We start from the raw sequence: 16,364 nt of genomic DNA, 5'->3' as shown, positions 1-16,364 counted from the left end.
TTGTAAGATTAATATTTCTTTTTTTGTTATTTTTAAGCTTTGTAATTTAAATAAAAAGCTAAAAAATGAGAGAAGATTTTCTTCACTATCTCTGGAAATTCAGGAAGTTTGAAACTCTGAATTTAAGAACAACTCAAAATGATCAAATTGTAATTATTAAAACAGGTGATTATTTAGAACTTTCAGGCCCTGATTTTTTCAACGCTCAGATTAAAATTGGAAATCAGAAATGGGCAGGAAATGTTGAAATCCATTTGAAGTCATCGGATTGGTATGTGCATCATCATGAAAAAGACCCCACTTATGAAAATGTAATTTTACACGTCGTTTGGGAACACGATACAGAGATATTCAGTAGAAATAATGCAGAAATTCCTGTTTTAGTCCTGAAAGAATATGTTCCATCAGAAGTAATAAATAATTATAATGCTTTATTGTCACCGAAATCCTGGATTTCATGTGAAAAACAAATTGCTGAAATTGATGAGTTTGTTTTTAAAAATTGGCAGGAAAGATTGTTTTTTGATCGACTTGAAAGAAAATCGAAGTTTATTTATGATTTGTTAGAAGAAACAAATGGTGACTGGGAGTCTGTTCTATTCTCTTTGTTAGCAAAAAATTTTGGATTGAATACAAATGGGAATACCTTTTTGCAAATAGCTAAATCTATTCCGTTTACGATTGTTAGAAAAGAAAGTTTTGAAATTGAAAATCTCGAAGCATTACTTTTTGGAACTTCTGGTTTATTAGATGTATTAAAGGAGGATTTGTATTTTAATGATTTGAAAATTAGATACTTTTATCTTTTACATAAATATCAACTAGATAGGGCTTATACAGATCCATTGCAATTTTTTAAACATCGTCCTGATAATTTTCCAACAATAAGGCTATCTCAATTAGCTAGTTTGTACAATAAACATCAGAATTTATTCTCTAAAGTTATTATGCTAAATTCTGCCAAGGATGCTTATGAGGTATTAAACGTTACAGCAAGTTTATATTGGGAAAATCATTATCAGTTTGATAAGGAAAGCCCGAAGAAGTCAAAACCTTTATCGAGATCATTTATAGATTTGTTAATTGTAAATACCATTATTCCATTGCAATTTGCATATTCAAATAGAATTAGTGAACCTAATGCTGAGGACCTTATTTTATTTATGAATCAAGTGTCTCCGGAAAAAAATGCCATAATTGATAAGTTTGAGAGCTTTGGTCTTCTTCCAAAGAATGCATTTGATACTCAAACTTTACTGGAACTTAAAAATGAGTATTGTAATAATAAAGCCTGTCTAAGATGTGCAATTGGAGTCGAATTACTTAAGAGTAATTAGATAATAAGAAAATGGGGTAATTAGATAATTTTGTATTTTTACCTAAAATCTATCCCGATAAATATCGGGTAAAATCTAAAATAAGAAATGTCAGCTATTTTAAAACTTAAATTTTTCTTTGAAAAATACGGATTTCATGTTTCATCGCGACTAGCTGATAAACTCGGAATGCGTGTTACAAGTGTACGATTATTTTTTATCTATATTTCCTTTGTAACCGCTGGTTTAGGTTTTGGAATCTATTTAACATTAGCGTTCTGGATTCGTCTAAAAGATTTAATTCGGGCTAAACGAACTTCAGTGTTTGATTTGTAAAATAATTTAGGCATAAAAAAAGGATCATAAATTTAAACTTATGATCCTTTTTTAGTTTATATACTCGGAAATATTATTCCGGATTGTTTAATTTACTATTTTTCTTACCGTAAGTAAAATAGAAAATTACTCCTAAAGCCATCCATGCAAAAAGTCTTAGCCAGTTTGTCCAGCCTAGACCGTACATCATAGCGCAACAAACAAGAACTCCTAAAATAGGTACTAAAGGAACAAATGGTGTTTTGAATTCGCGAACCATATTTGGTTCTTTTTTTCTTAAAATAATAACTGAAATACATACCAGGACGAAAGCGAATAATGTTCCGATACTTGTCATATCTCCTACAATGTCACCAGGAATAAAAGCGGCAAATGCACCAACAATTACTAAAATAGCTAGATTTGCTTTGTATGGAGTTTTGTATTTTGGATGAACATCGCTAAAAGCTTTTGGTAACAAACCATCTTTACCCATAGCATAAAACACTCTTGATTGTCCTAATAACATCACTAAAATTACAGAAGAAAAACCTGCAAGGATAGCAACAGTTACTAATTGACCAAGCCACTCGTATCCTATCATATACTTATTGATTGCAAAGGCTACAGAAGCTTCTTTACCACCTGTTCTAAAATCTTCAACAGTTGCGACACCTGTTAATACGTGTGCAAAAAGAATGTATAAAAGGGTACATACAGCTAATGAACCTAAGATACCAATTGGCATTGCTTTCTTAGGATTTTTTGTTTCCTGAGCAGCTGTACTTACAGCGTCAAAACCAATAAAAGCAAAGAAAACAGTTCCTGCCGCTCCTAAAATACCCATAATACCACCGTAGCTATGTCCAACTCCATGCTCATCTGTAAAAATTGAGGATGGCGGGATATAAGGGGTATGATTTGCTGGATTTACAAAGTTCCATCCAATTACAATGATTAAAATTACAATGGCAACCTTAACGATTACAATAATTCCATTAACGAAAGCAGATTCTTGTATACCTTTAATCAATAATAAACTAATAACACTAACAATAAATAATGCCGGTAAATTGATAATACCATGAGTTACTTCATTTGTTGCAGGATCAATTATTTTTTGAAAAGGAGAATGCGAATATTCAAACGGAATGGGACTGACATGAAAGACATTGACCAGAAGATTATTGAGGTATTCGCTCCACGCAATTCCTACTGTTGCAGCACCTACGGCATATTCTAGTATTAAATCCCAGCCAATTATCCAGGCTAAAAATTCACCCATTGTAGCATAAGTGTAAGTATAAGCACTACCTGAAATTGGAATTGATGATGAAAGCTCTGCATAGCATAAACCAGCTAATGCGCAGCCAATTGCTGCTATAATAAAAGCAATAGTTACAGATGGACCAGCATTTTGTGCGGCAGCGGTAGCAGTTCTAACAAATAATCCTGCACCAATGATGGCGCCAATACCTAAAGCTACTAACGACCAAGCGGTTAAAGTTCTTTTTAATCCTTTTTCAGAATCTGCAGCTTCTGCTAAAAGCTGTGCTAATGGTTTTCTTTTCCAAATTGACATATAATTATATTGGTTTATTGTTATTAAGCTCCAAATGTATCGTTTTTTGTAAAAAATAAAAACAATTATCTTCTTTTAAGTTATAAAATATTTAAATAATTACTAAAACCACCAATAAGCCTCTGTAAAGTAGCGTTATTCATAAAATAATTCCTATTTAATAATAGAATAGACATTATGTAAGGTTGATAAAATTATATTATTTTTCTTAATAAATTAATATATTTTCTTTTAATTTATAGCTTTAAATAAAATTATAAATGTATTGAATAATGAATTTTAAAGAGATTGTAGTGTTTTTCAAATTTACAGATCAGCAACGTACAGGGATTTTTTTACTTTTTGTAATTATTATAGTATTGCAATTAGTTTATTTTTATGCTGATTTTAATCCGCCTGAAAAAACGTTTCCCGAAAAAAACGAATGGATGTCTTTGCAGACTGAAATTGATTCTCTTAAATTGATTAAATATAATGAGAAGCCAAAGATGTATCTTTATAATCCAAATTTTATTTCGGACTATAAAGGATATAAACTCGGAATGTCTACAAAGGAAATCGATCGATTGCTGGCATTTCGAAAAGAAAATAAATATGTAAATTCTGCTGAAGAATTTCAGCAGGTTACGAAAGTTTCAGATTCCTTACTAAAAATTATTTCCCCTTATTTTAAATTTCCAGACTGGATTCAAAAAAAGGATAATTTTAAAGCAGAGAAAAAAGAATTAGCTCACAAAGATGATTTAAAAAAGGAAAAGATTGTAATTTTAAATATTAATGAGGCAACTCAAGAAGATTTGATTAAAATATATGGTATTGGTGAAGCTTTGTCCTTACGAATATTAAAACAGAGAGAAATATTAGGAAATTTTGTCTCTATGGATCAAATGAATGACATTTGGGGACTTTCACCTGAAGTTATTGCAGAATTGAATTCTCATTTTAAAGTGATATTGACTGGAAGTTTAAAAAAAATAGCAATAAATGACGCGTCCTTAAAGGAATTATCTCAGTTTTCATATTTCAGATATGCATTATCTAAACAAATTGTAACATATAGAAGTATGAATGGAAATTTTAAAAATATTGAGAATTTGTCAAAAATTAAAGGTTTTCCTGTTGAAAAAGCAAAAATAATTAGTTTATATTTGGAGTTCTAAAAAAAAAACAGCCAACAATGAATTTTGATTATAACGAAACGCAGTCAATGATCGCACAATCTATTAAAGATTTTGCAGAGAAAAACATTAGACCTAATATAATGGAGTGGGATGAAGCGCAGATTTTTCCAATACCTCTTTTTAAAAAATTGGGAGAAATGGGATTTATGGGAGTTTTAGTGCCTGAGGAATATGGTGGATCTGGTTTGGGATACCATGAATATATTACTGTTGTCGAAGAAATTTCAAAAGTGGATCCTTCAATTGGTTTGTCGGTTGCAGCACATAATTCATTATGTACAAATCATATTTTGACTTTTGGTAACGAAGAACAAAAGAAAAAATGGTTGCCTAAATTAGCAACAGCTGAATATATTGGTGCCTGGGGGTTAACAGAGCATAATACAGGTTCTGATGCAGGAGGTATGAATACTACTGCTGTTAAAGATGGTGATTCCTGGATTGTGAATGGTGCTAAAAATTTTATCACGCATGCAATTTCTGGTGATGTAGCAGTGGTTATAGTTCGTACAGGAGAGAAAGGTGATTCAAAAGGAATGACGGCGTTTGTCTTTGAAAAAGGAATGGCTGGATTTTCTTCAGGAAAAAAAGAGAATAAATTAGGAATGCGTGCGAGTGAAACTGCTGAATTGGTTTTTGATAATTGCCGAGTACCTGATGCAAATAGATTAGGAGAAGTTGGTCAGGGATTTGTTCAGGCAATGAAAATATTAGATGGTGGCCGAATTTCTATTGGAGCTTTATCTTTAGGAATTGCAAAAGGAGCCTATGAAGCGGCTTTAAAATATTCTAAAGAAAGATATCAGTTTGGGCAGCCAATTAGTAGTTTTCAAGGAATATCTTTTAAGTTGGCAGATATGGCAACTGAAATTGAAGCTTCAGAATTGTTGCTTCACAAAGCAGCTTTCTTGAAACAACAACACAAACCAGTGACAACGCTTGGCGCAATGGCAAAAATGTATGCGTCAGAAGCCTGCGTAAAAATTGCTAATGAAGCAGTTCAGATCCATGGTGGTTATGGATATACAAAAGATTTTCCTGTAGAGAAATTCTACCGTGATTCTAAATTATGTACAATTGGAGAAGGAACGACGGAAATTCAGAAATTAGTTATATCCAGAAATTTATTGAAAGAGTAAAGAGTAAAGAGTAAAGAGTAAAGAGTAAAGAGTAAAGAGTAAAGAGTAAAGAGTAAAGAGTAAAGAGTAAAGAGTAAAGAGTAAAGAGTAAAGAGTAAAGAGTAAAGAGTAAAGAGTAAAGAGTAAAGAGTAAAGAGTAAAGAGTAAAGAGTAAAGAGTAAAGAGTAAAGAGTAAAGAGTAAAGAGTAAAGAGTAAAGAGTAAAGAATTTGTGCTAAAATCTATTTTCGTTCTTCTATTTTCTTTTTTCTTAAAAAATAATTCAAAATTCATAACTCATAATTCAAAATTAATATATACTTTTGCACTCTTAACGAGAGGAGGTGTCTATATTATGTTAATTATACCAATTAAAGACGGAGAAAATATCGATAGAGCATTAAAGCGCTATAAAAGAAAATTTGATAAAACAGGAACTGTTCGTCAACTAAGAGCACGTACTGCTTTTATTAAGCCTTCTGTTATCAAAAGAGCTCAAATTCAAAAAGCGGCTTACATTCAGAACATGAGAGATGGTTTAGAAAGTTAGTATTAGCTTTTCGCAAATAATTTACCGTTAGTTATCAAAATTTTGATGCTAACGGTTTTTTTATGCTTAATTTTGAGATTATATATAATAGGTGTAATCTTGGAGTAAAAAATATTGTAATGAAGTCGAATAAAGATGCATTTCGTGATTATCTTGAGTTAGAAAAAAAATATTCAACACATACGGTTAATGCTTATTTGAATGATATTGTCTTTTTTGAAGTTTTTAATAAAGGGCATTTTGAACAGGATAATATTGAGAGAGTAAATTACAGTCAAATTAGAAGTTGGATTGTTTCTTTGGTGGATCAAAATATTTCAAATGTTTCTGTGAATAGGAAAATGGCTTCATTGAAAGCTTTTTATAAGTTTCTTTTGAAAACAAAACAAATAGAGTTGAATCCTATGTTGAAGCATAAGGCTTTGAAGACCCCGAAAATTGTTCAAATTCCATTTTCTGAAAAAGAACTTTTTGATTTAATGAATCAGGTAGGTAGTCCTGTTGGTTTTGAAGAAATTCGTGACAAGCTTATTGTGGATATGTTTTATACAACTGGAATGAGGCGTGCGGAATTAATACATTTGATGCTGTATAATGTTGATTTGGTGTCAAATGTAATAAAGGTTCTGGGTAAGCGTAATAAGGAGCGTATTATTCCAATTTTGCCTATTGTTGCTGATCAGTTTAAGTCTTATCTTGATGAGCGTGATTCTGTTGAAAATATCACAGATGCTGATTATTTTTTTATTTCGAAAAAAGGGTTAAAATTGAGTGAATCTTTTGTGTATCGATTAATAAATTCTTACTTTAGTAGGGTCTCAGAAAAGGTAAAAAAGAGTCCGCATGTGCTTCGTCATACTTTTGCGACTCATTTGCTGAATAACGGGGCAGATTTAAATTCAGTTAAGGAGTTATTAGGACATTCTAGTTTGGCATCTACGCAAGTTTATACTCATAATAGTTTAGCGGAGCTTAAAAAAGTATACGGGGATGCTCATCCTAGAAATAAATAATACTTCTGAAATGTTTAACCCTAAAAATAATATTATGAAGGTAGATGTTCATGCAGTTAACTTTACTGTTGACCGAAAATTGGTAGATTTTATTCAAGAGAGAATGGATAAGTTGGAGAAATATTACGATCGAGTTGTCTCGGCTGATGTTTTTTTAAAAGTTGAAAGAACAAGTGATAAGGAGAATAAAGCTGTTGAGATAAAGATTAATGTTCCGGGAGATGATTTTTTGGTTAAAAAACAGTGTAAGACATTTGAGGAAGCGGTCGAACTTTCGGCAGAATCTTTAGAACGTTTGCTGGTAAAAAGGAAAGAAAAAATAAGAGCACACATATAATTGAAAATTTTTTTCAAAAAATGTTTTGATACAAAGATAAAATAGCTACATTTGCAGTCCGTTAGAAATAGCGGACTTTTTTATTGATATTGCCAGCGTAGCTCAGTTGGCTAGAGCAGCTGATTTGTAATCAGCAGGTCGTGGGTTCGAGTCCCTCCGCCGGCTCTAAATATTTCAAATGCGATTTGAAATTGTTCATGCAATTATTGATAAAAAAAGGGGAGATACTCAAGCGGCCAACGAGGGCAGACTGTAAATCTGCTGTGTGAACTTCGCAGGTTCGAATCCTGCTCTCCCCACAATTTTGATTTCGGATTTAATGATTTCAGAATTTAGATTTGTAAAAATAAAGATTTGAATTTGATTCGGGTTTTGTTTTTTAATCTAAAATCAAGGATCTAAATCTGAAATTAGGACTCTGCCGGTGTAGCTCAGGGGTAGAGTGCTTCCTTGGTAAGGAAGAGGTCTCGGGTTCAATTCCCGACATTGGCTCAAGTAAGTAGGAAATTGAAAATTAATATATAACTAAGATTAAAAATTAAGTAAAATGGCAAAGGAGAATTTTAATCGTTCCAAACCGCACTTAAACATAGGTACAATTGGACACGTGGATCACGGAAAAACTACATTAACTGCAGCAATTACAAAAGTATTGTCTGATGCTGGTTACTGTCAAGCAAAATCGTTTGATCAAATCGATAACGCTCCAGAGGAGAAAGAAAGAGGTATTACTATTAATACATCACACGTAGAGTATGAAACAGCTAACCGTCACTACGCTCACGTTGACTGTCCAGGTCACGCGGATTACGTAAAGAACATGGTTACTGGTGCTGCTCAAATGGACGGAGCTATCTTAGTAGTTGCTGCTACAGATGGTCCAATGCCACAAACTCGTGAGCACATCCTTTTAGGTCGCCAAGTTGGTATTCCTAGAATGGTAGTTTTCATGAACAAAGTAGATATGGTTGATGACGCTGAGTTGTTAGAGCTTGTTGAAATGGAAATTAGAGATTTATTATCTTTCTACGAATATGATGGAGATAATGGTCCTGTTGTTCAAGGTTCTGCTTTAGGAGGATTGAATAATGATCCTGCTTGGGTTCCTAAAATTATTGAATTGATGGAAGCTGTAGATTCTTGGATCGAAGAGCCAATTCGTGATACTGCAAAACCATTCTTGATGCCGGTTGAGGATGTATTTACAATTACTGGTCGTGGAACTGTTGCTACAGGTCGTATCGAAACTGGAATTGCTAATACAGGAGATGCTGTTGAAATCATTGGTATGGGAGCTGATAAATTAACTTCTACTATTACAGGAGTTGAGATGTTCCGTAAAATCCTTGATAGAGGAGAAGCTGGAGATAACGTAGGTTTATTGTTAAGAGGTGTTGATAAAGAATCTATCAAAAGAGGAATGGTTATCATTAAGCCAGGATCAGTAAAACCACACGCTACTTTCAAAGCTGAGGTTTATATCTTGAAAAAAGAAGAAGGTGGACGTCATACTCCATTCCATAATAACTACCGTCCACAGTTCTACGTACGTACAACTGACGTAACAGGAGTTATTACTTTACCAGAAGGAGTAGAGATGGTAATGCCAGGAGATAACTTGACTATCAATGTTTCTTTATTGAGCCCAATCGCTATGAGCGTAGGTTTACGTTTCGCTATCCGTGAAGGTGGTAGAACAGTAGGAGCAGGTCAGGTGACTGAAATCGTAGGATAATCCTATAAATATTATAAAAAGCCAGTTGATTTTCTTAACTGAAATCACTGGCTTTTAATTACGGGCGTAGTTCAAGGGTAGAATAGCGGTCTCCAAAACCGTTGATGGGGGTTCGAATCCCTCCGCCCGTGCAATATAAAATATATCAAATGACAAAAGTTACTAATTATTTATCAGAGGCTTTCGAGGAGTTAAAGTCAAATGTTACTTGGCCTGCTTGGGCTGAGGTTCAAAAATTGACAATTGTTGTGGCTGTATTTTCGATTCTGTTCGCTTTGGCAACTTGGGGAGTAGACGAATTTTTTGCAAAAGCTTTGGCTGGATTTTTTAACTGGTTAAAAGGATAATTTTTTTGTGATGGCAGATAATAATGTGAAAAAATGGTATGTAGTTAGAGCTGTAAGCGGACAAGAAAATAAAGTCAAAGCTTATATCGAAACTGAGATTGCCAGACTAGGTATGGGTGATTATGTTTCCCAAGTTTTAGTACCTACTGAAAAAGTGGTTACTGTAAAAGAAGGAAAGAAAATGTCTAAGGATAAAGTTTACTTCCCTGGATATGTTATGATCGAAGCCAATTTAGTTGGTGAGATACCTCATATTATTAAGTCTATTACAAGTGTAATTGGATTTTTAGGTGAGATTAAAGGCGGAGAACCTGTTCCTTTAAGACTTTCTGAAGTAAATAGAATGTTAGGTAAAGTAGATGAGTTAGCTGTGAATACAGATACTCGTGCTATTCCTTTCAACTTAGGAGAAACTGTTAAAGTGATCGATGGTCCTTTTAATGGATTTAACGGAACGGTTGAAAAAATCAATGAAGAAAAGCGTAAACTTGAAGTAATGGTTAAGATTTTCGGTAGAAAAACACCATTAGAATTGAGTTTCATGCAAGTTGAAAAAGTATAATTTTTGTTACATCTATAATAACCACTACAATTGCTTCCAATAATTGTGGTGTTAAATTTTTTAAAAAATGGCTAAAGAAATTAGTAAGGTAGTTAAACTACAAGTTAAGGGAGGTGCTGCGAATCCGTCGCCACCGGTTGGACCTGCTTTAGGAGCTGCTGGGGTTAATATCATGGAGTTCTGTAAGCAGTTCAATGCTAGAACACAAGATAAACCTGGCAAAATATGCCCAGTACAAATTACTGTGTATAAAGACAAATCATTTGATTTTGTTGTTAAGACTCCTCCAGCTGCTGTCCAATTATTGGAAGCTGCAAAGCTAAAGTCTGGATCAGGTGAACCAAATCGTAAAAAAGTAGCTAGTGTTACTTGGGACGTTATCAAAGCAATTGCTGAAGATAAAATGGTAGATTTAAATGCATTCACAATCGAATCTGCAATGAGCATGATCGCTGGAACTGCTAGATCTATGGGTATAACTGTATCAGGAGATGCTCCTTTTTAATTAAGAGAAAGAAATGGCAAAATTAACAAAAAAGCAAAAAGAGGCTGCTTCAAAAATTGAAAAGAACAAACTATACTCTTTAAAAGATGCAGCTGCATTAATTAAAGTTATAGCTTCTGCAAAATTTGATGAGTCTGTTGATATCGCAGTTCGTTTGGGTGTAGATCCAAGAAAAGCGAATCAAATGGTTAGAGGTGTGGTTACATTACCTCACGGAACAGGTAAAGACGTTAAAGTATTAGCATTGGTTACTCCAGATAAAGAAGCGGAAGCTAAAGAAGCCGGAGCAGACTATGTAGGTCTTGATGATTATTTACAAAAAATTAAAGATGGTTGGACAGATGTTGATGTAATTATCACAATGCCAGCTGTTATGGGTAAATTAGGTCCATTAGGTCGTATTTTAGGACCTAGAGGTTTAATGCCTAACCCTAAAACAGGTACAGTAACTATGGATGTTGCTAAAGCTGTTGCAGAGGTTAAAGCTGGTAAAATCGATTTTAAAGTTGATAAAACTGGTATCGTACATGCAGGAATTGGTAAAGTTTCTTTTGGAGCTGAGCAAATTTATGACAATGCACACGAAATTATTCAAACATTAATCAAACTTAAACCAACTGCTGCTAAAGGTACCTATATTAAAGGTATTCACCTTACAAGCACTATGAGTCCTGCTATTGCATTGGACCCTAAAGCAGTATAATTGGTAGTTAATAATTTTTAGTATGACTAGAGAAGAAAAATCAATCGCGATTGAAGATTTAACTGCACAGTTAGCTGGTACAAATATTATTTATGTATCTGATATTTCTGGATTAAATGCAGAAACTACTTCAAGCTTGAGAAGAGCTTGCTTTAAAGCAGGTATAAAATTAGAGGTTGTAAAAAATACTTTGCTTGCAAAAGCAATGGAAGCTTCTGCTAATGACTATGGTGACTTACCTTCAGTACTGACTGGTAATAGTGCTATATTTATTTCAGATGTTGCAAATGCACCTGGAAAAATAATTAAAGATTTCAGAAAAAAATCAGCAAAACCTGTATTAAAAGGTGCTTATATTAATTCTGAAATTTATATTGGAGATGATCAATTAGATGCATTAGCAACTATTAAATCTAAAGAAGAACTTCTTGGAGAACTTATTGGATTATTGCAATCACCAGCACAAAGAATTATTTCTGCTTTACAAAACAAATTCGCTGGTAGCGAAGAAGAAGCTGAAGCATAATAATTCATGCAGGGAATTCTATTTCCTTGTAGCTTAATTAGCGCACAATAAATAAATTATATTTTACAAATCATTTTAAACGATAGAAAAAATGGCAGATTTGAAACAATTCGCAGAACAATTAGTTAACTTAACAGTTAAAGAAGTTAACGAATTAGCAACAATATTAAAAGACGAGTATGGTATCGAGCCTGCTGCTGCAGCTGTAGTAGTTGCTGCTGGTGGTGGAGAAGGTGCTGCTGAAGAAGCACAAACTGAATTTACAGTTGTATTGAAAGAAGCTGGAGCTTCTAAATTAGCAGTTGTAAAATTAGTTAAAGAACTTACAGGTTTAGGTCTTAAAGAAGCTAAAGATGTAGTTGACGGTGCTCCAAGTAACGTTAAAGAAGGTGTTTCTAAAGAAGAGGCTGAAGGTCTTAAAAAATCATTAGAAGAAGCTGGAGCTGTAGTTGAACTTAAATAAGTTTACTAGGTTTTAAGAACTAGGTTTAGGTCTTGAGTGAACGCTCAATGGCCTAAACCATTTTTCGTATAATAAAATATATCCAATTTTATTATCAAATAGTTTAAAATACGAAAAAGTTTTTGATCAATACGAAGAAAAAAAATTGAGCTGAATTTTTCCAGTTTATTTTTAAAGATGTATTGATTATAATAAGAAAGTATAGATTAAACAGTGTGTGTTTACACAAAAAATTACTTTTTTTTAATCAAAATTTTGTCCATTGATGATAACAAATCAGACTGAAAGATTGAATTTTGCCTCTACAAAAAATATCCCTGACTATCCGGATTTCCTAGATGTTCAGGTTAAATCTTTTAAAGATTTCTTTCAATTAGAAACGAAATCTGACGAAAGAGGCAACGAAGGATTGTACAACACCTTCATGGAAAACTTTCCAATCACAGATACAAGAAACAACTTTGTATTGGAATTCCTTGATTATTTTGTAGATCCGCCACGTTATACAATTCAAGAATGTATAGAGAGAGGTCTTACTTATAGTGTGCCTTTAAAAGCCAGGTTAAAACTATATTGTACAGATCCAGAACACGAAGATTTTGAAACTATTGTACAAGATGTTTACCTTGGAACAATACCTTATATGACTCCAAGCGGTACTTTTGTTATCAATGGTGCTGAGCGTGTGGTAGTATCTCAACTACACCGTTCTCCTGGGGTTTTCTTTGGTCAATCATTCCACGCAAATGGAACAAAACTTTATTCTGCCAGAGTAATTCCTTTTAAAGGTTCCTGGATAGAATTTTCTACAGATATCAACAGCGTTATGTATGCTTATATCGATAGAAAGAAAAAATTACCGGTTACAACTTTATTCCGTGCAATTGGGTTCGAAAGAGACAAGGATATCCTTGAGATTTTTGACTTAGCTGAAGAAATTAAAGTTTCTAAAACAGGTATTAAAAAATATATTGGAAGAAGACTTGCTGCTCGTGTATTAAATACATGGCATGAGGATTTCGTTGATGAGGATACTGGAGAAGTAGTTTCTATTGAACGTAACGAAATCATCCTTGATAGAGATACTATTATCGACAAAGATAATGTTGAGGAAATCATCGATTCTAACGTTAAATCTATTTTGTTACACAAAGAGGATAACAATCAGGCAGATTATGCTATTATCCACAATACATTACAAAAAGATCCAACAAACTCTGAAAAAGAAGCTGTAGAGCACATTTACCGTCAGTTGCGTAACGCTGAACCGCCTGATGAGGAAACTGCTCGTGGTATTATAGATAAATTGTTCTTCTCTGATCAACGTTACAACTTAGGTGAAGTTGGTCGTTACAGAATGAACAAAAAACTTGGTTTGGATATCCCAATGGAAAAGCAAGTGCTTACCAAAGAAGATATCATTACCATTGTAAAATATTTGATCGAATTAATTAACTCTAAAGCAGAGATTGATGATATTGATCACTTATCAAACCGTCGTGTTAGAACAGTTGGTGAACAATTGTCTCAACAATTCGGTGTTGGTTTAGCACGTATGGCAAGAACTATTCGTGAGAGAATGAACGTTAGAGATAACGAGGTGTTTACACCAATCGATTTGATTAATGCTAAAACATTATCATCGGTTATCAACTCTTTCTTTGGTACTAACCAGTTATCTCAATTTATGGATCAAACGAATCCATTAGCTGAGATTACACACAAAAGAAGATTATCTGCACTTGGACCTGGTGGACTTTCGAGAGAGAGAGCTGGTTTTGAGGTTCGTGACGTTCACTATACTCATTATGGTCGTTTATGTCCGATTGAAACTCCTGAGGGACCAAACATTGGTTTGATTTCATCTCTTGGTGTTTATGCAAAAGTAAACGGAATGGGTTTCATCGAAACTCCTTACCGTAAAGTAACTAATGGTGTAGTTGATTTAGAAAGTACTCCAATTTACTTAAGTGCTGAAGAAGAAGAAGGAAAAATGATTGCTCAGGCAAACATTGAAATGGATGCTTCAGGTAAAATTACAGCTAGCAATGTTATTGCTCGTGAGGAAGGTGACTTCCCGGTTGTTGAACCATCTGCAGTACATTATACAGACGTTGCTCCTAACCAGATTGCTTCGATTTCGGCTTCATTGATTCCTTTCCTGGAGCATGATGATGCGAACCGTGCGTTGATGGGATCTAACATGATGCGTCAGGCGGTTCCTTTGATCCGTCCGGAAGCGCCGATTGTTGGTACAGGTTTAGAGCGTCAAGTAGCTTCAGATTCCAGAGTATTGATTAATGCTGAGGGAGATGGAACTGTAGAATATGTTGATGCTAACATTATTACTATCAAATACGACCGTACTGAAGACGAAAGAATGGTAAGTTTTGATACTGATGAAAAAACATACAACTTAATTAAATTTAGAAAAACCAATCAAGGTACAAGTATCAACTTGAAACCAATCGTAAGAAAAGGTGACAGAGTTGTTCTTGGTCAGGTATTATCAGAAGGATATGCTACTCAAAATGGTGAATTAGCTTTAGGTAGAAACTTAAAAGTTGCGTTCATGCCATGGAAAGGATATAACTTTGAGGATGCGATTGTAATTTCTGAAAAAGTAGTTCGTGATGATATTTTTACTTCTATCCACGTAGATGATTATTCATTAGAGGTTAGAGATACTAAGTTAGGAAATGAAGAGTTAACAAACGATATTCCTAACGTTTCTGAAGAAGCTACTAAAGATTTAGATGAAAACGGTATGATCAGAATTGGAGCAGAGGTTAAACCTGGCGACATTTTGATCGGAAAAATTACACCAAAAGGAGAATCAGATCCTACTCCGGAAGAGAAATTGCTTCGTGCAATTTTCGGGGATAAAGCAGGTGATGTAAAAGATGCTTCATTAAAAGCTTCTCCATCTTTACATGGTGTAGTTCTTGACAAAAAATTATTTGCAAGAGCCGTAAAAGATAAACGTAAACGTACTCAGGATAAAGATGCTTTAGGCGCTTTAGAAATGGAATTCGAAACTAAATTTGTTGAATTAAAAGACAGATTGGTTGAGAAATTATTCTTGATCGTGAACGGAAAAACATCTCAAGGTGTAATGAATGATTTGGGCGAAGAAGTTTTACCAAAAGGTAAAAAATATACTCAAAAAATGCTTTATGCAGTAGAAGATTTTGCTCACTTAAGCAAAGGTCAATGGGTTGCTGATGATGCTACAAATAAAATGGTTAATGATTTAATTCATAACTATAAAATTAAGCTGAATGACTTACAAGGATCTTTAAGAAGAGAAAAATTCACTATTACAGTTGGAGATGAATTACCATCTGGAATCTTGAAATTAGCGAAAATTTATATCGCTAAAAAACGTAAACTGAAAGTAGGGGATAAAATGGCAGGACGTCACGGTAACAAAGGTATTGTTGCAAGAATCGTTCGTCATGAAGATATGCCTTTCCTTGAAGACGGAACACCTGTAGATATTGTATTGAATCCACTTGGGGTACCTTCACGTATGAATATTGGTCAGATTTATGAAACTGTTCTTGGATGGGCTGGACAAAATTTAGGTAGAAAATTTGCTACTCCAATTTTTGATGGTGCTTCTTTAGATCAAATTAATGAATTAACTGATGAGGCTGGAGTACCACGTTTTGGACATACGTATCTTTATGATGGTGGTACTGGAGAGCGTTTCCATCAAGCAGCAACTGTGGGTGTAATTTACATGCTTAAATTAGGACACATGGTTGATGATAAGATGCACGCACGTTCTATCGGACCATACTCGTTGATTACTCAACAACCACTTGGAGGTAAAGCTCAATTTGGAGGTCAGCGTTTTGGAGAGATGGAGGTTTGGGCACTTGAAGCTTATGGAGCATCTAGTACACTTCGTGAAATCTTGACAGTTAAATCGGATGACGTTATTGGTAGAGCTAAAACTTACGAAGCTATCGTTAAGGGTGAGTCTATGCCAGAACCAGGATTACCAGAATCATTCAATGTATTAATGCATGAATTAAAAGGTCTTGGACTTGACATTCGTTTAGAAGAATAATAAGTTTTAAGTAGTTTTCAGTCCCGATTTTTAT

General features: G+C 33.9%; 16 protein-coding genes and 4 tRNA genes. 19 read left to right on the top strand and 1 reads right to left on the bottom strand.

The window, feature by feature from the left end; translation table 11 throughout:
• Window positions 1–65: 65 nt before the first annotated feature.
• Window positions 66–1,337, top strand: a complete 1,272-nt coding sequence (locus tag IHE43_RS21040; protein ID WP_192185709.1) for a DUF2851 family protein — start codon at window positions 66–68, stop codon at window positions 1,335–1,337.
• 87 nt (window positions 1,338–1,424) lie between these two features.
• Window positions 1,425–1,652: a PspC family transcriptional regulator gene (locus IHE43_RS21035; RefSeq protein WP_026985787.1), complete on the top strand. Its 228-nt coding sequence runs from the start codon at window positions 1,425–1,427 to the stop codon at window positions 1,650–1,652.
• Between the two features lie 73 nt (window positions 1,653–1,725).
• Here the strand turns inward: IHE43_RS21035 and IHE43_RS21030 are convergent, their stop codons facing one another.
• Window positions 1,726–3,213, bottom strand: coding sequence for an amino acid permease (locus tag IHE43_RS21030; protein ID WP_192185708.1), 1,488 nt, complete (start codon window positions 3,211–3,213; stop codon window positions 1,726–1,728).
• A gap of 272 nt (window positions 3,214–3,485) precedes the next feature.
• On the opposite strand from IHE43_RS21030, the gene IHE43_RS21025 reads away from it, so the two are divergent.
• From IHE43_RS21025 to rpoB, 17 genes are all read left to right on the top strand, one after another.
• Window positions 3,486–4,373 carry a helix-hairpin-helix domain-containing protein gene (locus IHE43_RS21025; RefSeq protein ID WP_192185707.1) on the top strand — a complete coding sequence of 296 codons (888 nt, stop codon included), beginning with the start codon at window positions 3,486–3,488 and terminating at the stop codon, window positions 4,371–4,373.
• Window positions 4,374–4,390: 17 nt separating this feature from the next.
• Window positions 4,391–5,533, top strand: coding sequence for an acyl-CoA dehydrogenase family protein (locus IHE43_RS21020; protein WP_192185706.1), 1,143 nt, complete (start codon window positions 4,391–4,393; stop codon window positions 5,531–5,533).
• A 333-nt stretch (window positions 5,534–5,866) separates the two neighbouring features.
• Entirely contained in the window at window positions 5,867–6,061 is a 195-nt protein-coding gene (rpsU, locus tag IHE43_RS21015) for a 30S ribosomal protein S21 (RefSeq protein ID WP_026985791.1), read from the top strand.
• 119 nt (window positions 6,062–6,180) lie between these two features.
• The gene (locus IHE43_RS21010) at window positions 6,181–7,074 is read left to right on the top strand and encodes a tyrosine-type recombinase/integrase (RefSeq protein ID WP_192185705.1); all 894 of its coding nucleotides are present in this window, start codon (window positions 6,181–6,183) and stop codon (window positions 7,072–7,074) included.
• A 34-nt stretch (window positions 7,075–7,108) separates the two neighbouring features.
• On the top strand, window positions 7,109–7,411 hold the full coding sequence (gene hpf / locus IHE43_RS21005) for a ribosome hibernation-promoting factor, HPF/YfiA family (RefSeq protein ID WP_017496722.1): 303 nt from the start codon (window positions 7,109–7,111) through the stop codon (window positions 7,409–7,411).
• Between the two features lie 91 nt (window positions 7,412–7,502).
• Window positions 7,503–7,576: transfer RNA gene (locus IHE43_RS21000), tRNA-Thr, on the top strand.
• Window positions 7,577–7,629: 53 nt separating this feature from the next.
• Window positions 7,630–7,710: transfer RNA gene (locus tag IHE43_RS20995), tRNA-Tyr, on the top strand.
• Between the two features lie 121 nt (window positions 7,711–7,831).
• Window positions 7,832–7,903 (top strand) — tRNA-Thr (locus tag IHE43_RS20990).
• Window positions 7,904–7,958: 55 nt separating this feature from the next.
• Window positions 7,959–9,146, top strand: a complete 1,188-nt coding sequence (gene tuf / locus IHE43_RS20985; protein WP_056195151.1) for an elongation factor Tu — start codon at window positions 7,959–7,961, stop codon at window positions 9,144–9,146.
• 60 nt (window positions 9,147–9,206) lie between these two features.
• Window positions 9,207–9,277: transfer RNA gene (locus IHE43_RS20980), tRNA-Trp, on the top strand.
• Window positions 9,278–9,295: 18 nt separating this feature from the next.
• Entirely contained in the window at window positions 9,296–9,493 is a 198-nt protein-coding gene (gene secE, locus IHE43_RS20975) for a preprotein translocase subunit SecE (RefSeq protein ID WP_008466927.1), read from the top strand.
• Window positions 9,494–9,503: 10 nt separating this feature from the next.
• Window positions 9,504–10,055 (top strand): transcription termination/antitermination protein NusG, encoded by a 552-nt coding sequence (gene nusG / locus IHE43_RS20970; RefSeq protein ID WP_029273444.1) that lies wholly within the window; start codon window positions 9,504–9,506, stop codon window positions 10,053–10,055.
• Window positions 10,056–10,122: 67 nt separating this feature from the next.
• On the top strand, window positions 10,123–10,560 hold the full coding sequence (rplK, locus tag IHE43_RS20965) for a 50S ribosomal protein L11 (protein ID WP_007807442.1): 438 nt from the start codon (window positions 10,123–10,125) through the stop codon (window positions 10,558–10,560).
• Between the two features lie 13 nt (window positions 10,561–10,573).
• Window positions 10,574–11,263, top strand: a complete 690-nt coding sequence (gene rplA / locus IHE43_RS20960; RefSeq protein ID WP_007807440.1) for a 50S ribosomal protein L1 — start codon at window positions 10,574–10,576, stop codon at window positions 11,261–11,263.
• Window positions 11,264–11,285: 22 nt separating this feature from the next.
• Complete coding sequence (gene rplJ / locus IHE43_RS20955; protein ID WP_056195154.1) at window positions 11,286–11,789, top strand: 50S ribosomal protein L10; 504 nt, start codon at window positions 11,286–11,288, stop codon at window positions 11,787–11,789.
• Between the two features lie 91 nt (window positions 11,790–11,880).
• Window positions 11,881–12,252, top strand: coding sequence for a 50S ribosomal protein L7/L12 (rplL, locus tag IHE43_RS20950; protein ID WP_007807437.1), 372 nt, complete (start codon window positions 11,881–11,883; stop codon window positions 12,250–12,252).
• Window positions 12,253–12,517: 265 nt separating this feature from the next.
• Window positions 12,518–16,330 (top strand): DNA-directed RNA polymerase subunit beta, encoded by a 3,813-nt coding sequence (gene rpoB, locus IHE43_RS20945; RefSeq protein WP_192185704.1) that lies wholly within the window; start codon window positions 12,518–12,520, stop codon window positions 16,328–16,330.
• Window positions 16,331–16,364 lie beyond the last annotated feature (34 nt).

The organism is Flavobacterium sp. MDT1-60 (genome assembly GCF_014844035.1).
Lineage (GTDB): Bacteria > Bacteroidota > Bacteroidia > Flavobacteriales > Flavobacteriaceae > Flavobacterium.
This window is presented reverse-complemented; position numbering and strand designations above follow the sequence as displayed.

Coding starts and splice junctions, on each gene's coding strand:
- rplL (WP_007807437.1), top strand. CDS start 11,881: ATGGCAGATTTGAAACAATTCGCAGAACAATTAGTTAACTTAACAGTT.
- rpoB (WP_192185704.1), top strand. CDS start 12,518: ATGATAACAAATCAGACTGAAAGATTGAATTTTGCCTCTACAAAAAAT.
- secE (WP_008466927.1), top strand. CDS start 9,296: ATGACAAAAGTTACTAATTATTTATCAGAGGCTTTCGAGGAGTTAAAG.
- rpsU (WP_026985791.1), top strand. CDS start 5,867: ATGTTAATTATACCAATTAAAGACGGAGAAAATATCGATAGAGCATTA.
- hpf (WP_017496722.1), top strand. CDS start 7,109: ATGAAGGTAGATGTTCATGCAGTTAACTTTACTGTTGACCGAAAATTG.
- tuf (WP_056195151.1), top strand. CDS start 7,959: ATGGCAAAGGAGAATTTTAATCGTTCCAAACCGCACTTAAACATAGGT.
- rplK (WP_007807442.1), top strand. CDS start 10,123: ATGGCTAAAGAAATTAGTAAGGTAGTTAAACTACAAGTTAAGGGAGGT.
- IHE43_RS21025 (WP_192185707.1), top strand. CDS start 3,486: ATGAATTTTAAAGAGATTGTAGTGTTTTTCAAATTTACAGATCAGCAA.
- IHE43_RS21035 (WP_026985787.1), top strand. CDS start 1,425: ATGTCAGCTATTTTAAAACTTAAATTTTTCTTTGAAAAATACGGATTT.
- IHE43_RS21020 (WP_192185706.1), top strand. CDS start 4,391: ATGAATTTTGATTATAACGAAACGCAGTCAATGATCGCACAATCTATT.
- nusG (WP_029273444.1), top strand. CDS start 9,504: ATGGCAGATAATAATGTGAAAAAATGGTATGTAGTTAGAGCTGTAAGC.
- IHE43_RS21040 (WP_192185709.1), top strand. CDS start 66: ATGAGAGAAGATTTTCTTCACTATCTCTGGAAATTCAGGAAGTTTGAA.
- IHE43_RS21030 (WP_192185708.1), bottom strand. CDS start 3,213: ATGTCAATTTGGAAAAGAAAACCATTAGCACAGCTTTTAGCAGAAGCT.
- rplJ (WP_056195154.1), top strand. CDS start 11,286: ATGACTAGAGAAGAAAAATCAATCGCGATTGAAGATTTAACTGCACAG.
- rplA (WP_007807440.1), top strand. CDS start 10,574: ATGGCAAAATTAACAAAAAAGCAAAAAGAGGCTGCTTCAAAAATTGAA.
- IHE43_RS21010 (WP_192185705.1), top strand. CDS start 6,181: ATGAAGTCGAATAAAGATGCATTTCGTGATTATCTTGAGTTAGAAAAA.